Raw genomic sequence first — 15,429 nt, forward strand, 5'->3', positions numbered from 1 at the left:
CCGTCGGCGGCGGGGTCCTGCCCAGCGACGTCCTGGCCGTGGTGGCCGAGCGCGCGGGCTTCGCCGAGATCCTCGACGGCATGAGGCTGTGATCGGACGGGACGTCCTCGACGCCGCGCTGCGCGCGGCGATCGCCGAGGGCGAGGCCGCCTTGGAGACGGGCGACGTGCCGGTGGGCGCGGTCGTGCTGGACGCCGACGGCGCCGTCCTGGGCACCGGGCGCAACGAGCGCGAGGCCACCGGCGACCCCACCGCGCACGCCGAGGTGCTGGCGCTGCGGGCCGCCGCACGCGCGCGAGGCGAGTGGCGGCTGGGCGGCTGCACCCTGGTGGTCACCCTCGAACCCTGCACGATGTGCGCGGGCGCGACGGTGCTCTCCCGCGTGGACCGGCTGGTCTACGGGGCGAGGGACGCCAAGGCGGGCGCGGCCGGGTCGGTGTGGGACGCGGTCCGCGACCCCCGCCTCAACCACCGCCCGGAGGTCGTTCCGCCGGACCTGGTGCCGCGGGAGCTCTCGGACAGGTGCTCCGATCTCCTGAGCCGGTTTTTCGCACGGCGCCGTATCCGGTAGAGTGTCTCGCGGTGGAGTCGCCTAGTGGCCGATGGCGCCCGCCTCGAAAGCGGGTAAGGGGCAACCCTTCGAGGGTTCAAATCCCTCCTCCACCGCACGAGGCCGATGCTCACGCGGGTGAGCGTCCGGCCGGTAGAGGTAGCGAGGGCCGGTTGGTCCGAGCCGACGCACGGTGTGCGCGGCGCGGAGCAACCGGCCCTTCGCGTTTCCCTGATCGGGTTCCGTCGGCCAGGGCAGGGTCCGGCGGCCGGAGTGCGGCCCCTGAACGACTTGTCGGCCTGTCGACAGGTCGCCCCGTCGACAGACCGACAAGCCGCCGTGGCGACGGGCCGGTGCGGTTACTCCCCGGCGGGTGCCGGGCCGGTGCTGCCCCGGGCTACGAAGCGCGCCGCCGGCGACCACCGCTCCGCCACGGCCGCCCCGTCGGCGCACTCCAGGGCCGACTCCGCGACCGCGACCCCGTACCGGTACACGTCCACGCTCATGGTGGTGAGCGCGGGCTCGGCCAGGCGGCACAGGGTCGAGTCGTCCCAGGCCACCAGGCTCAGCTGCCCGGGGACCCGCACGCCCAGGCCGCGGGCGGCCTCCAGCCCGGCCACCGCCATCACGTCGTTGTCGTACAGGACCGCGGTCGGCGGGTCCTCCCGTTTGAGCAGCTCCGCGGTGAGCCGGGCGCCCGCCTCGTGGGAGTAGTCGCCCTCCAGGACCACCGGAGCGGGGATCCCGGCCGCTCGGCAGCCCTCCGCGAGGGCCTCCGTGCGGGCGCGTGTGTGCAGCAGCTCGACCGGCCCGCTCACCCGGGCGACGCGCCGGTGGCCCAGTTCCAGCAGGCGTTCCAGCGCCGTCCGGACCGGGGACACGTGGTCGGTCAGGACGGTGGGCGTGGCGGGGTCCGGGACCGGGCTGCCCGCGACCACGGCGGGCAGGCCCAGCTCGCGCAGCACGGCGGGGCGCTCGTCCCCCTCGGTCGGGTTGACCACCACGACCGCGTCCACCAGCCGCCGCTCCGCCCACCGGCGGTAGGCGGCCAGCTCGGCCTCCCGGCCGGTCACCAGGTGCAGCAGGACCGACATGTCGCGCTCGGCCATCCGCTCCTCGATCCCGGCGATGAACTCCATGAAGAAGGGCTCGGCGCTCAGCAGGCGGCGCGGCCTGGCCAGGACCAGCCCGACCGCGCCTCCGGTCCCGGACCCGTCCATCAGGCCCGCCGCGCGCGCAGGGAGTTGGCCGAGCGCAGGACGGGGGCGGCGGTCAGCGCCGTCGGGTCCACCTCCGCGTCGGTGCGCACCAGGAAGCTGTGCGTCTCCCCGGCCAGCAGGTCCACGAGCATGTCGTCCACCTCGGCGTCGGGGGCCACCCGGTCGGCCAGGACGGAGACGTCCCTGGCGAAGGACGAGGCGCGCACCTCCACCCGGTAGCCGCCCTCCACGGGCGCGGCGACGGCGGTCAGCGCGTCGGGGTCGTAGGACAGGTGGACGTCCTCGCGGAAGGGCCGCACGAGGCGGGCGTCGCGGGTCGTGGCCACGAGCACCTCCTCCTTCGCGTCCCCGGCCGCGAGCAGCTCCCGTGCCAGGTCGAACTCCGCCGCGGAACGGGGCGGTACGGCCAGCTCGATCCTAGCGGTGTGCAGCACCTCGCCCCCGAAGGTCTGGCGCTGCGCGCTGACCGGCTCCGACCAGGCCTCGTCGGTGTCGTTGACGGCCACCAGCACCAGCCGCCCGTCCCGGGGCTGGACGGTGAGCAGGCGCGGTGCGTAGGCGCGGCGCAGCCCGTACCAGAGCGGCTTGGGACGCTCCTCGCCGTCCACGGCCGCCCAGGAGGTGACCGGCCAGCAGTCGTTGATCTGCCAGACCAGGGCGCCCGCGGTGCGCGGCCACCAGGACCGGAAGTGCTCGACGCCGAACGCCACCGCGCGGGCCTGGTTGAGCTGGGTGGCCCAGTGCCAGTCCTCGAAGCTCCTCGGCGCGGGCAGGTGGGCGGACAGGCCCCGGGCGAGCTTGCCGTTGCCGTCCTCGGCCTTCTGGTGCAGCAGGAAGGCGGGCGAGGTGGGCGTGAGGGGCTCGTCGTGCACCCAGTCGGTGAGGGTGGCCCAGGTGGGCGGACCCTGGAAGCCGAACTCGGAGCAGAACCGGGGCACGTGGTCCTGGTAGGCCCGGTAGTCGGTCTGGTTCCACACGGTCCACTCGTGGCGCGTGCCGTGCGCCTCGTCGTTGGGGTGGACCTCCTTCGGGGCGTACCCCGGGGTGTAGGGGCTGCCGTCGGCGTAGAACCGGGTGGGGTCGAGCTCGGCCACGACGCGGGGGAAGAGGTCGGTGTAGTAGCCGTAACCCCAGGTCCGGTCCCCGAGCCGTTCCTGCCAGCCCCAGTCCATGAAGCCCCAGAGGTTCTCGTTGCCGCCGTTCCACAGGGCCAGCGAGGCGTGCGAGGTCAGGCGCGCGACGTTCTCCCGGGCCTCGGCCTCGAACTCACCCCACAGCGGCTCCTCCTCGGGGTAGGCGGCGCAGGCCAGGAGGAAGTCCTGCCACACGAGGACGCCGCGCTCGTCGCAGACGTCGTAGAAGTCCTCGCTCTCGTAGATCCCGCCGCCCCACACGCGCAGCATGTTCATGTGCGCGCCGACGGTCTGGTCCACGCGCCGGGCCAGGCGCTCGCGCGTGATCCTGGTGAGGAAGTGGTCGTCGGGGATCCAGTTGGCGCCCTTGACGAAGATCGGCTTGCCGTTGACCACGACGGTGAAGGGGGTGCCGTGCTCGTCGGGCGTGGTGTCCACGGTGATGGTGCGAAAGCCCACGCGGCGGTCCTCCGAGCCCAGCGGCTCGGCCCGCCCGTCCGCGGTCAGGGTGACGGACAGGTCGTACAGGGGCTGGTCGCCGTGGCCGACCGGCCACCACAGGCGGGCGTCGGGCACCTCGACCACGACCACGCCGCCCTCCGCGCCGGGCGCCACGTCGGCGGTGGCCCGCGCACCGGCGACCTCGGCGGACAGGACCAGACCGGGACCGGGAGCGCTCCCGGACCACTCGACGTCGGCGTGCACCTCCACCCGGCCGGTGCCGTCCTCGCCGACGGTGACCAGCGGGCGTACCTGGGAGAGGCGGGCGGTGCGCCACCGCTCCAGGCGCACGGGCTTCCAGATGCCGGCGGTCTGGAGGTCGGGCCCCCAGTCCCAGCCGAAGGAGCAGGCCATCTTGCGGACCATGTTGTACGGGTGCGTGTTGGTGTGCGGCCGCTCGCCGAGTTCCCCGCGGACCTCCTCGGCGTACTCCAGCGCGGACCGGAAGACGACCACGAGCTCGTTGGCCCCGGCGCGCAGCGTGTCGCGCACGTCGAAGCGGTACCCGCGGTGCATGTTGGCGGTGGTGCCGAGCACGGTGCCGTTGAGCTCCACGGTGGCCACCGTGTCCAGGCCGTCGAAGGCCAGGTCGACGCGTTCGCCGTCCTCGACCGCGTCGGCCTCGAACGTGAGGGAGTAGCGCCAGCCCGCGCGGTGCATCCAGGCCAGCTCGGTCTCGTTGCTGTCCAGGTAGGGCTCGGGGATCAGCCCGGCGGCCAGCAGGTCCAGGTGGGTGCTCCCCGGGACCTGGGCGGGGACGGTGCGGCCCGCGACGTTCTCCGGGACGGGCCCGCTCGTCGCGGACAGCCGCCAGCCGTCGTGCAGGGTGTGACGGATCATCTGTGCCTCTCGGGGCTTCGGGGGCGGGGACGTCCGGCGTGTCCGCGGAGCGCGCTCCGCGGGGCGTCGCGGTCGTCGTGGGGTGGCGGTCCCTCTTGCGCGAACCAGCCACCTCGGGGATTCTTACTTTTCCAAACAAAGTAAGTCAACCCTGTTCCCGACCACGAAGGACGTGGCGACCGTGGCATCGCACCGCCCCCTCTCCGGCGGCTCCGACCTCCCCCACCTGCGCGCCGCCGGGGTGAGCCTCCTGCTGGACCTGACCGGCCAGACCCTGCCCCGGGTCCTGCACTGGGGTTCGGACCTGGGCGACCTCTCCCGCGGGGAGCTGGACGACCTGCGCCTGGCGCTGAGCCCGCAGCCCATCGGGTTCTCCGTGGACGGGCCGGTGGAGGTGGCCGTGCTCCCCGAGCAGTCCGCCGGCTGGCTCGGCACGCCGGGCCTGGTCGGCAACCGGGGCGGCGCCGACTTCTCCACCGCCTTCCGCGTGCGCGAGTCCGCGGTGGAGCACCGCTCCCCGGCGGGCGGGCGCCTGACCGTACGCGCCGAGGACGCCCGGGCCGGGCTCTCCCTGGACCTCGTGGTCGAGCTGACCCCCTCGGGCCTGGTCCGCCAGCGAGCCACCGTCACCAACGGGGCCGCGTCCCCCTTCGCCGTGGACGCCGTCAACCTCGTCCTCCCCGTCCCGGCCGAGGCGGTCGAGCTGCTCGACTTCGGCGGGCGCCACATGCGCGAGCGCAGCCCGCAGCGGACCGCCTTCACCCAGGGCCTGCGGGTGCGCGAGAACCGTACCGGGCGCACCGGTTACGACGCGGCCCACCTGCTGGCCGCGGGGACGCACGGCTCCGGCAACCGCTCCGGCGAGGTGTGGGCCGTGCACACGGCCTGGTCGGGCAACCACCGCACCTTCGCCGAGCGCACCTACCACGCGGTGTCCCTGCTGGGTTCGGGCGAGCTGCTGCTCTCCGGGGAGGTCGTGCTGGCCGAGGGGGAGTCCTACACCACCCCGTGGCAGTACGGCTCGCACGGGCACGGGCTGGACGAGGTCTCCGCCCGCTTCCACCGGCACCTGCGCTCGCGCCCGCACCACCCCTCCACCCCGCGCCCGGTGGTCGTCAACACCTGGGAGGCCGTCTACTTCGACCACGGCCTCGACCGGCTGCGCGAGCTGGCCGACGCCGCCGCCCGCGTGGGCGCCGAGCGGTTCGTGCTCGACGACGGCTGGTTCGGCTCGCGCCGCGACGACCGGCGCGGCCTCGGCGACTGGTACGTCTCCGACGAGGTGTGGCCGGACGGGCTGGGCCCGCTCACCGACCACGTCACCGGGCTCGGCATGCAGTTCGGGCTGTGGGTGGAGCCGGAGATGGTCAACGAGGACTCCGACCTGGCCCGCGCGCACCCGGACTGGATCATGGCCGCGGGCGACCGGCTGCCCCGGCCGGCGCGCTCCCAGCAGGTGCTCGACCTGGCCCGTCCGGAGGCGTTCGCGTACGTCCTGGAGCGCCTGGACGACCTGCTGTCCGCCTACCCGGTCTCCTACCTCAAGTGGGACCACAACCGGGACCTGGTCGACGCGGGGCACCGGCCGACCGGGCGGGCCGGGGTCCACGGCCAGACCCTGGCGGTGTACCGGCTGATGGACGAACTGCGCCGCCGCCACCCGGGTGTGGAGATCGAGTCCTGCTCGTCCGGCGGCGGACGGGTGGACCTGGGGGTGCTGGAGCGCACCGACCGCGTGTGGGTCTCCGACTGCATCGACGCCCTGGAGCGGCAGGACATCCAGCGGTGGACCAACGCGCTCGTCCCGCTGGAGCTGATGGGCACCCACGTGGGGGCGGGCACCGCGCACACCACCGACCGCCGCCACACCGTCGACTTCCGGGCCGGGACCGCCCTGTTCGGGCACTTCGGGATCGAGTGGGACCTCACCCGCGCCGACCCCGCCGACCTGGCCCGCCTGCGGGAGTGGGTGGAGCTGTACAAGGAGCTGCGCGGCCTGCTGCACACGGGGACCGCCGTGCACGGCGACCACCCGGACCCGGCGGTCCGGGTGCACGGGGTGGTCGCCGAGGACGGTTCCGAGGCGCTCTACGCGATCGTCGCCACGGGAACCTCGGAGCTGTACCCGACCGGGCCCGTCCGGCTGCCGGGCCTGCGCCCGGAGGCGGTCTACCGGGTCCGCCCGCAGGCGCCCGGGGACGTGCCCGACGGCAACGCGCACCGGTGGGGGGTGCCGCTGCCCTGGTGGACCCCCGAGGGCGTCCGCGTCAGGGGCGCGGCGCTGGAGCGCGCGGGCCTCCAGGCGCCGGTGCTCTTCCCGGAACGGCTGGTCCTGGTGCGCGCCACCCGGTTCTGAACCCGGCCCCGGCCCGGCTCGGGAGGGCACCGCGCGTGCCGTCCCCCACGGGCACGGCACGGAGGAGGGAGCCCGGCCGGGGGAGCCGGGTTGCCGTCCCCGCGCGCGGGCGCGACACTTGGCCCACGCCCGCCCGCCGGACGCGGAGGGGCGGGTCCCCGCGCGCGGGCGCGACGTGACCGGATGGAGGTGGCATTGGGCGGGCCGTCACGGGCGATTCCGCACACGACGAGCAGGGCGGCGGTCCTCGACGTCATCCGCGCCGCGGGCACGATCAGCCGCGTGGGACTGGTGGAGGCCACCGGGTTCACGGGCGCCACCATCTCCACCGTCGTCCGCAGGCTCATCGACGACGGCCTGGTCCTGGAGACCGGGCGCGCCGAGTCCACCGGCGGCAAGCCGCGCGTCCTCCTCCGGCTCAACCGGGAGTCGCGCTACGCCGTGGGCGTCCACATCGACCCCATCGGCATCACCTACGCCCTCATCGACCTCACCGGCGCCGTGGTCTCCCGGATGACCCGCGCCGGGGTGAACCGGGACGAGGACCCCGCCGAGACCACCTCCCGCATGTCCCGCCAGGTGGAAGCCCTGGTGGAGGGCGCCGGGGTGGACCGCGAACGGGTGCTCGGCGTCGGGCTGGTCGCCCCGACCGGCGGGCTCCACCGGCACCCCTCGCTGCGGCACTGGGCCGACTACCCCGCGGCCGGGGAACTGGAGGACGCGGTCGGCCTGCCCGTGGTCCCCGGCAACGACGCGACCGCCGCCGCCCTCGGCGAGTACTGGTCCGGCGTGGTCGGTGGGTCGTCCATCTTCGCCGCCGTGTACATGGCCACCGGCGTCGGCGCCGGGGTCCTGGTCAACGGCATCCCCTACCACGGGGCCAGCGGCAACGCCGGGGAGGTCGGGCACGTGTGCCTGGACGTGGACGGGCCGCTGTGCTGGTGCGGCGGACGCGGGTGCGCCGAGGCGGTCGCCGGTCCGGCCGCCGTCGTGGCGGCCGCCCGTGCCGACGGGGACCTCGCCCGCGCCGCCGGCCTCACCCGGGAGGGCGGCCCGGTCCGGCCGTCGGTGGGCGCGGAGTTCACCGCCGTGGTCCGCGCGGCCCGCCTGGGCCAGCCCACCGCCCGCGCCCTGCTGGACCGCTCAGCCCGCCACCTGGCCGTGGCGGTCCGCACGCTGGCCAACCTGATGGACCTGGACCTGCTGGTGCTGACCGGTCCGAGCCTGGCCGCGGCGGGGTCGGTCTACCTGCCCGTCATCCAGGAGGAGTTGGACCGGGCCTTCTTCGCCCGCGCCGCCCACCCTGTCGAGGTGCGCATGTCCACGTCGGCCGCGACCGCGCCCGCCATCGGCGCGGCGGCCATGGTCCTGCAGGGCCAACTGGTTCCGCTGCGCCCCGGGCTGCGTCTGCCCGAGAACCTGTCGGAGTCCGGGGCGGACTGGGACTGAGAGTCCAGCGGGCCGACGCGGTCAGGCGTCCGGGGCGCCCTCCCCGGCGTCCTCCAGCTCCTCGACGGCGCGGGTCAACCACGCCACCCACCCGGCCTCCACGTCGATGCCGCCGAGCAGCACCAGGCGCTGGACCCGCTCCCGTTCGGTGGCGGGCCCGTCCGGGTAGTCGCGCCGCTCGAACCCGCGGTACTCCTCCAGTCGCAGCAGGTGCAGGTCGCGGTGGCGGCGCAGTTCCGGAACCAGGCCGCGCACGCCCACCACCCCGGCGGCGCGCAGTCGCAGCGGCAGCGGGTCGCGGGAGGCCCTGGGGTCCTCGCGCAGGTCCACCCAGCGCTCCAGCTCCTCACGTCCCGCGGGCAGCACCTCGTACTCCTTGCGCCCTCCGCGGGTCGGCCCGTCCGTCGCCAGCGCCCGGATCAGCGCCGCCCGCTCCAGCTTGCCCAGCTCCCGGTAGATCTGCTGGTGGGTGGCCGACCAGAAGTACCCGATCGAGCGGTCGAAGCGCCGGGCCAGCTCCAGGCCGGACGAGGGCTTCTCCAGCAGGGCGGTCAGGATGGCGTGGGGCAGGGACATGGGCGCATTCTAGGCAGCGTCGCGGGAGCCGCGTTCCGTCACGGGGCGGACTCGGGCAGGCGGACCATCACCCGGCCCTCCACGACCGACGCGTCCAGGACCTGCGGCGGAGCGGTCGCGGGCCCGTGGACCACCGTCCCGTCGTCCAGGCGGAACTCGCTGCCGTGCCAGGGGCAGCGCACGCACCCGTCCACCCGCTCACCCTCGGCCAGGGGCGCGCCCATGTGCGGACACGTGCCCAGCATCGCGCTCACGGAGCCGCCCGTCCGCGCCACCAGGACCGGGACGCCCGCCACGTCGCCCCCGCCGAGCCCGCCGTCGTCGAACCCGTCCAGCGGGCCGAGGTCGTGCCAGCCCCCGGGCAGCAGGTCGACCAGGTGGTCGGCGCTGTTGGCACCCGCCGACCGGTAGTAGGCCATGTGCCCGCCCAGGGACCCGCTCAGGCCGACCACGCCCACGCCGACCAGCGCGAGGAACCTCCCCCAGCCCTGGCGACCGCGGGCCCGGGCCAGCGAGGAGGCGCCGAACAGCAGGGTGCCGACGCCGTTGGTCGCCGCGTGGACCACGCCCACGCGCTGCTGGCGCTCGTGCTGCTGCGACCAGTCCGCCAGGCCGCTCACCACGGCGGGCAGGGTCGTGACCAGCCCGGCGTTGACCAGCGCGTGCGCGCTGCGTCGGTGGTCCCCGGGCAGCGAGTCCAGCAGGACCGCCGCCATCCACGTACCGAGGGGCAGCTGCACCAGGATCGGGTGGACGGGGTGCCCGAGCTGGACCCCGTGCAGCATGTCGCGGACGGTGCCGGACGGGATCCGTTCGGCCAGGCTCTTCATGCTGGAGACCGCGGGGTCGAGCTGCTCGTCGCGTTCGATCCGGCGGATGCGTTCACCGATTCTCATGGTGGTGCGGCTACCCGGGGCGCGCGCGTGTCACTCACGGGACCCGGAGCCGCGCGGATCCTTGAACCCGGCTTTCCCCGGCCTCCCCGGACCCTTGCGCAGGGGAGGCCGGGGCGGGTGTCACAGCGCGGCGGCCAGGCGGGTGCCCTGGTCGATCGCCCGCTTGGCGTCGAGCTCGGCCGCCTCGTCGGCGCCGCCGATCAGGTGGACCGCACGGCCCGAGGCGGTCAGCTCGTCGGCGAGGTCCCGGAGCGGCTCCTGGCCCGCGCACACCACGACGGTGTCCACGTCGAGCACGCGCTTCTCCCCGTCGACGGTCAGGTGCAGGCCCTCGTCGTCGATCCGGTCGTACTCGGCCCCCGCGACCGTCTCCACGCCGCGGTGGCGCAGCTCCAGCCGGTGGATCCACCCCGTGGTCCTGCCCAGGCCCGCACCGACCTTGCCGGCCCTGCGCTGGACCAGGTGCACGGTGCGCGGCGACGCCGGACGCCGGGGCTCGCCGAGGCCGCCCCTGGAGGCGGGGTCGGTGTCCACGCCCCACCTGCGCAGGAACTCCCCGGTGTCGACGTCGCCCCCGCCGTCGGTGAGGAAGGCGGCCACGTCGAAGCCGATGCCGCCCGCGCCGATGACCGCCACGCGTTCGCCGACCTCGACGCTCCCGCGCAGGACGTCCGCGTAGCCCACCACCTTGGGGTGGTCCACGCCCGGGATCCCCGGCACGCGCGGGGTGACGCCGGTGGCGAGCACGACCTCGTCGTAGCCCTCCAGGTCGGCGGCCCCCACCCGGGCGCCCAGCCGCACGTCCACCCCGTGCCGGTCGAGCTGGACCCGGTAGTAGCGCAGGGTCTCGTCGAACTCCTGCTTGCCCGGTACGCGGCGGGCCAGGTTCAGCTGGCCGCCGATCTCCCCGGCCGCGTCGAACAGCGTGACCTCGTGCCCGCGCTCGGCGGCGGACACGGAGCAGGCGAGCCCGGCGGGTCCGGCGCCCACGACGGCCACCCTCCTGCGCAGGCGGGTGGGGGAGAGCACGAGTTCGGTCTCGTGGCAGGCGCGCGGGTTCACCAGGCAGGAGCTGGTCTTCAGGCTGAACGTGTGGTCCAGGCAGGCCTGGTTGCAGCCGATGCAGGTGTTGATCTGCTCGGGGGTGCCCGCCGCGGCCTTGGCGACGAAGTCGGGGTCGGCCAGGAAGGGGCGGGCCAGGGAGACCATGTCGGCGTCGCCCCCGGCCAGGATCGCCTCGGCCACCTCGGGGGTGTTGATGCGGTTGACCGCGACGAGCGGCACGGACACCCGGCCCCGGAGCCTGCGGGTCACCCAGCTGTAGGCGCCGCGCGGAACGGACGTGGCGATGGTGGGGATGCGCGCCTCGTGCCAACCGATGCCGGTGTTGATGATGGTCGCCCCGGCCTCCTCCACGGCCTTCGCCAGCCGGACCACCTCGTCGAACGTGGAGCCGCCGGGCACCAGGTCGAGCATGGACAGCCGGTAGACCACGATGAAGTCGGCGCCGACGCGTTCGCGCACGCGCCGCACGATCTCCACGGGGAAGCGCATGCGGTTCTCGAAGGAGCCGCCCCAGTCGTCCTCGCGCCTGTTGGTGGCCCGGGCGACGAACTGGTTGATCAGGTACCCCTCGGAGCCCATGATCTCCACGCCGTCGTACCCGGCGAGCCTGGCCAGTTCGGCGGCGCGGACGAAGTCCTCGATGGTGCGCTCGACCTCGTCGCTGGTGAGCGCCCGGGGTGTGAAGGCGCTGATGGGGGCCTGGATCGCGCTCGGCGCCACGGAGTCCTCGTTGAAGGCGTAGCGGCCGGTGTGCAGGATCTGCATGGCGATGCGCCCGCCCTCGCGGTGCACCGCCGCGGTGACCACGCGGTGCTCCTCGGCCTCCGCCTCGGTGGTAATCTTCGCGGCGCCCTTGTAGGTGGCGCCCTCGGGGTTGGGTGCGATGCCGCCGGTGACGATGAGGCCGACGCCGCCCCGGGCGCGCTCGGCGTAGAAGGCGGCCATCCGCTCGAAGCCGCCCGGCGCCTCCTCCAGGCCCAGGTGCATGGAGCCCATGACCACGCGGTTGGCGAGGGTGGTGAAGCCCAGGTCCAGCGGTTCCAGCAGGTGGGGGTAGTCGCCCATGTCGTCTCCTCGCGCGGTGCCTCGCGGGCCGGTGTCCGGTCGGCCCGCACTCATTATGCAACAAGTTGCAAAAAGGGTCGCGGGCGCACCTCGTGTACCGGGGGAGCGGGGTCGGATCAGCCGGGAACGGGAACGTGGGGCCGCCGGGGGCCTGTGGGAGGAGGCGGCTGGGTGTTCGCCGACGAGTTCGGCCGGCCGCTCAGCCCGAACACCGACCACCACGAGTGGAAGGCCCTGCTGCGGGAGGCCGGGCTGCGGGAGGCCGGGCTGCGGGAGGCGCGGCTGCACGACGCCCGGCACACCGCCGCGACCGTGCTGCTCATCCTGGAGGTACCTGAGCGGGCCGTGATGGGGATCATGGGGTGGTCCTCCTCCGCGATGGCGAAGCGCTACCAGCACGTGGTGGACGAGGTCCGCGCGGACGCCGCCGACCGTGTCGGTGGGTTGATCTGGGAGGCTCCCCGGGAGGAGGAGGGTGGCCCCGCCGCGGCCAACTGAGACCAAGAATGAGACCACCAACGACGAAGGCCCCGACCGGTGTCCGGTCGGGGCCTTTCGTTTCGGCTGCTAGCCGCCGCGGAGGATAGGGGATTCGAACCCCTGAGGCGTTGCCACCAACACGCTTTCCAAGCGTGCGCCCTAGGCCACTAGGCGAATCCTCCGCGAACAACTCTACATGCCGTCACGGGGTGCTCTGAACAGGTTTTCGCGGCCCCTCCCGGGGCCGTCCGGACGGTCCCGGAGCCGGGCTCCCCGATCCCGGGTCACAGGTCCCGGCTGGACCTCACCGCGCTGATGGCGTTGTTGCGGAAGGCGTCCACGAACAGCGAGTAGTCGGCCCGGGTCTGGGCCGCGTACCGGTGCGCGAAGTCCACGCACCACCGCGTGAACTCCGCCTCGCGGCCGTCGAGCACCGCCATGACCGCCTCCTCGGTCTGACCGCGCACGAGCGTGGCGTCCGCGTGCGAGTCGGACACGCAGTGCGCCTTGGCGGTGGCGCGCCCCAGGTAGTCCAGCACCGGCGCGATCTCCGCGGGCTCGGTGAGGTCGTCCCAGTCCAGGTCGTTGGTGTAGGGGGAGACCTCGCTCACCACGAAGCCCACGCCGCCCATCTCGGTGTGGCCCAGCAGCGGGTCCGCGTGCGCCTGGAGCGCCCGCTGGGACATCGCGGTGCGGTGCCCGTGGTGCTGGAAGTGGTCCATGATGCGCTGGTCGGTCACCACACGCGAGGGCGCCGCCACGTTGCCCTGCTTCATGGACAGCACGATGTCGTTGTCCCAGGCCTCCGACTGGCCCTCGATGAGCAGGGTGTAGGCGGGCAGCCCCGCCGAGCCGATCCCGAAGCCGCCGCTGCCCACCACGTCCTTGACCGCGTAGTTGATCGACGCGTACCGCCGGTCCTCGGGGATGGTGCCCAGGTAGGCCTCGTAGGCGGCCAGGACCCGTTCCCGCTCGGCGTCGTCCAGGCGGCGGGCCCGGGGGCCCTCGGCGAAGCGGCGGGTGTACCCGTCGCGGGTCGTCATGGACGACAGCATCTCGGCGCGGCTGTTGAGCCGGGTCTTCTGGAGCACGTCGTGCACGGTGCCGTCGGTGTTGCCCAGCTTGAGCGAGAACTCCGAGTCGTTGCCCGTCGTCGCGAACTCGCGCACCTGGGCGATGTAGGCGTCGACGTAGTGCGGCAGGAGCGCGCTGATGTCCTCGTCGGACAGGGCCTTCTGCCAGCCCATGACCCCGATGCTGGCCGCGAACCTGAGCACGTCCCAGGTGAAGTGGCCGAGGTAGGCCTCGTCGAAGTCGTTGACGTCGAACACCAGCCGCCCGGTGGAGTCCATGTAGGTGCCGAAGTTCTCCGCGTGCAGATCACCCTGGATCCACACCCGCGAGGTGCGTTCGTCGGCCCAGGGGTCGTCCATGCCCGAGACGTCGTCGTAGAAGAGCGCGGCGCTGCCCCGGTAGAAGGCGAACGGGTTGGCCGCCATCTTGCGGAACTTGACGCGGAACGCCGCCGGGTCGGCGGACATCAGGTCCGAGAAGGCGTTCTCCAGCGTGGCGACGATGAGGTCGCGGCGCTCCGCGGAGCTGTCGGTGGAATCGAGCCGGTCGAGCATGCCCATGCCGTCCATGATCTCTGAGAGGTTACGTGTGTGCCGGTCCAGGCCCCGTGGGCCCTGTGCCCGAGATGAGACGCCCGGTCCGGGAGGCGCGTTCCGCCTGATTTCCGTGTTCCGGAGGGCGGCCCGCTCCGGGGGGCGGCCTGCTCCGGAGGACGTCCCGCTCCGGAGGGCGACGCGCCCCCGGGGAGGGGGCGGGGCGCGGGTTGCCCGAGCGGTCCGGGGTTCGGATACACTCGGGGCAGACCCCTCGTGCGGCGTCACCCTATGAACCTCCCCAGGGCCGGAAGGCAGCAAGGATAAATGGGCTCTGGCGGGTGCGCGGGGGGTCCTTTGTCTTTCTCCGGCCCGGTCGAACCCCTCCCGGTCCTCGTCAACCGGCGCGAGCTGTCACCGCCCGCGGGTTGAATGGACACGTGGCAGGGACCAGGGGAGGAATCACACCGTGAGCATCGCGCTGTACCGCAAGTACCGGCCCGCGACGTTCGGCGAGGTGCGTGGCCAGGAACACGTGACGGACCCGCTGCGCCAGGCGCTGCGCAGCGGACGGATCAACCACGCCTACCTGTTCAGCGGCCCGCGCGGCTGCGGCAAGACCACCAGCGCCCGCATCCTGGCCCGCTCCCTCAACTGCGCCGAGGGCCCCACCCCCGACCCCTGCGGCACCTGCGACTCCTGCGTCGCCCTGGCCCCCGACGGCGGCGGCAGCATCGACGTCATCGAGATCGACGCCGCCTCCCACGGCGGTGTGGACGACGCCCGCGACCTGCGCGAACGCGCCTTCTTCTCCCCGGTCAACTCGCGCTACAAGATCTACATCATCGACGAGGCGCACATGGTGACCCGGGAGGGCTTCAACGCCCTCCTCAAGCTGGTCGAGGAGCCCCCGCCGCACCTGAAGTTCGTGTTCGCGACCACCGAGCCCGAGAAGGTCATCGGCACGATCCGCTCGCGGACCCACCACTACCCGTTCCGCCTGATCCCGCCGAGCACCCTCAAGGAACTCATGGAGGACCTGCTCAAGGAGGAGGGCGTCTCCTACGACCCGGCCGCGCTGCCGCTGGTCGTGCGCGCGGGCGCGGGCTCGGCGCGCGACACGCTCTCGGTGCTGGACCAGCTCATCGCCGGTTCGGACGAGGGCGGCATCACCCGGGAGGGCGCCGTCTCCCTGCTGGGTTACACCGACTCCAGTCTGCTCGGCGAGATGGTCGACGCGCTCGGCGCCCGTGACGGCGCCGCCGTGTTCGGCCTGATCGACCGCGTGGTGGAGGGCGGACTCGACCCGCGCCGGTTCACCACGGACCTGCTGGAGCGCTTCCGCGACCTGGTCGTCCTGGCCGCCGTGCCCGACGCCCTGGACAAGGGCCTGGTCAACGTCGACCCGGAGGCGACGGAGCGGATGAAGGACCAGGCCGCGCGTCTGGGCCCGGCCGAGCTGATCCGCGCGGCCGACATCCTCAACCAGGGCCTGACCGAGATGCGCGGCGCCACCGCGCCCCGTCTGCTGCTGGAACTCATGTGCTCGCGGGTGCTTCTCCCGGCCGCCGACGGCGACCAGGGCCTGGCCCTGCTGGCCCGCCTGGAGCAGATGGAGCGCCGGATCGCCTCCGGTGCCGTCGCCCCTTCCGCCGCGCCGGTCCAGCCCGCCCCCGCTCCCGCTCCCGCGC

Annotated in this window: 11 protein-coding genes, 2 tRNA genes and 1 other RNA gene; 7 read left to right on the top strand and 7 right to left on the bottom strand. The window is 73.9% G+C overall.

The features are described 5' to 3' along the window. The first annotated feature begins 88 nt into the window (after positions 1-88). Together DQW06_RS00335 and DQW06_RS00340 are read left to right on the top strand one after the other, a co-directional pair. The gene (locus DQW06_RS00335; RefSeq protein ID WP_013155819.1) at positions 89-571 is read left to right on the top strand and encodes a nucleoside deaminase; all 483 of its coding nucleotides are present in this window, start codon (positions 89-91) and stop codon (positions 569-571) included. 10 nt (positions 572-581) lie between these two features. Further along, positions 582-666: transfer RNA gene (locus DQW06_RS00340), tRNA-Ser, on the top strand. Positions 667-909: 243 nt separating this feature from the next. Here the strand turns inward: DQW06_RS00340 and DQW06_RS00345 are convergent. After that, complete coding sequence (locus tag DQW06_RS00345) at positions 910-1,770, bottom strand: LacI family DNA-binding transcriptional regulator (RefSeq protein ID WP_013155818.1); 861 nt, start codon at positions 1,768-1,770, stop codon at positions 910-912. Further along, positions 1,770-4,244 carry a glycoside hydrolase family 2 protein gene (locus DQW06_RS00350; protein WP_117197737.1) on the bottom strand — a complete coding sequence of 825 codons (2,475 nt, stop codon included), beginning with the start codon at positions 4,242-4,244 and terminating at the stop codon, positions 1,770-1,772. Before DQW06_RS00350 ends, DQW06_RS00345 begins: the two co-directional genes overlap by 1 nt. A 172-nt stretch (positions 4,245-4,416) precedes the next feature. Here DQW06_RS00350 and DQW06_RS00355 point away from each other — a divergent pair, with 172 nt between their 5' ends. Next, positions 4,417-6,600, top strand: a complete 2,184-nt coding sequence (locus DQW06_RS00355) for an alpha-galactosidase (RefSeq protein WP_117197738.1) — start codon at positions 4,417-4,419, stop codon at positions 6,598-6,600. A gap of 183 nt (positions 6,601-6,783) precedes the next feature. Then, a complete protein-coding gene (locus DQW06_RS00360; RefSeq protein WP_232051610.1) occupies positions 6,784-8,049 on the top strand; it encodes an ROK family transcriptional regulator in 1,266 nt (421 codons plus the stop codon). Between the two features lie 21 nt (positions 8,050-8,070). On the opposite strand, the gene DQW06_RS00365 is transcribed toward DQW06_RS00360, so the two are convergent. The 3 genes from DQW06_RS00365 to DQW06_RS00375 form a co-directional block, all read right to left on the bottom strand. Next, complete coding sequence (locus tag DQW06_RS00365) at positions 8,071-8,625, bottom strand: PadR family transcriptional regulator (protein ID WP_013155814.1); 555 nt, start codon at positions 8,623-8,625, stop codon at positions 8,071-8,073. Between the two features lie 38 nt (positions 8,626-8,663). Next, entirely contained in the window at positions 8,664-9,521 is an 858-nt protein-coding gene (locus DQW06_RS00370) for a Rieske (2Fe-2S) protein (protein ID WP_013155813.1), read from the bottom strand. 120 nt (positions 9,522-9,641) lie between these two features. After that, positions 9,642-11,651: an NADPH-dependent 2,4-dienoyl-CoA reductase gene (locus DQW06_RS00375; protein ID WP_117197739.1), complete on the bottom strand. Its 2,010-nt coding sequence runs from the start codon at positions 11,649-11,651 to the stop codon at positions 9,642-9,644. A gap of 171 nt (positions 11,652-11,822) precedes the next feature. Between DQW06_RS00375 and DQW06_RS00380 the strand changes: the two genes are divergently transcribed. Next, complete coding sequence (locus DQW06_RS00380) at positions 11,823-12,149, top strand: tyrosine-type recombinase/integrase (protein WP_198662347.1); 327 nt, start codon at positions 11,823-11,825, stop codon at positions 12,147-12,149. Positions 12,150-12,228: 79 nt separating this feature from the next. Here the strand turns inward: DQW06_RS00380 and DQW06_RS00385 are convergent. Both DQW06_RS00385 and DQW06_RS00390 read right to left on the bottom strand, forming a co-directional pair. Beyond that, positions 12,229-12,313, bottom strand: a tRNA-Ser gene (locus tag DQW06_RS00385). Positions 12,314-12,415: 102 nt separating this feature from the next. Continuing rightward, complete coding sequence (locus DQW06_RS00390) at positions 12,416-13,774, bottom strand: DUF2252 domain-containing protein (RefSeq protein WP_041552982.1); 1,359 nt, start codon at positions 13,772-13,774, stop codon at positions 12,416-12,418. 229 nt (positions 13,775-14,003) lie between these two features. Between DQW06_RS00390 and ffs the strand changes: the two genes are divergently transcribed. Together ffs and DQW06_RS00400 are read left to right on the top strand one after the other, a co-directional pair. Continuing rightward, positions 14,004-14,099: signal recognition particle sRNA small type (gene ffs, locus DQW06_RS00395), an RNA gene on the top strand. Between the two features lie 108 nt (positions 14,100-14,207). Beyond that, positions 14,208-15,429 (top strand): DNA polymerase III subunit gamma and tau (locus tag DQW06_RS00400; protein WP_117197740.1); only part of this gene is annotated, 1,222 nt, incomplete at its 3' end.

The sequence above is a fragment of the Nocardiopsis sp. TNDT3 genome (genome assembly GCF_003427465.1).
GTDB classification, from domain to species: Bacteria; Actinomycetota; Actinomycetes; order Streptosporangiales; family Streptosporangiaceae; genus Nocardiopsis; species Nocardiopsis dassonvillei.

Excerpts from the sequence above, each read along its gene's own strand:
- DQW06_RS00390 (WP_041552982.1), bottom strand. The coding sequence starts at position 13,774 with ATGGACGGCATGGGCATGCTCGACCGGCTCGATTCCACCGACAGCTCC.
- DQW06_RS00350 (WP_117197737.1), bottom strand. The coding sequence starts at position 4,244 with ATGATCCGTCACACCCTGCACGACGGCTGGCGGCTGTCCGCGACGAGC.
- DQW06_RS00360 (WP_232051610.1), top strand. The coding sequence starts at position 6,784 with ATGGAGGTGGCATTGGGCGGGCCGTCACGGGCGATTCCGCACACGACG.
- DQW06_RS00375 (WP_117197739.1), bottom strand. The coding sequence starts at position 11,651 with ATGGGCGACTACCCCCACCTGCTGGAACCGCTGGACCTGGGCTTCACC.
- DQW06_RS00345 (WP_013155818.1), bottom strand. The coding sequence starts at position 1,770 with ATGGACGGGTCCGGGACCGGAGGCGCGGTCGGGCTGGTCCTGGCCAGG.
- DQW06_RS00370 (WP_013155813.1), bottom strand. The coding sequence starts at position 9,521 with ATGAGAATCGGTGAACGCATCCGCCGGATCGAACGCGACGAGCAGCTC.
- DQW06_RS00365 (WP_013155814.1), bottom strand. The coding sequence starts at position 8,625 with ATGTCCCTGCCCCACGCCATCCTGACCGCCCTGCTGGAGAAGCCCTCG.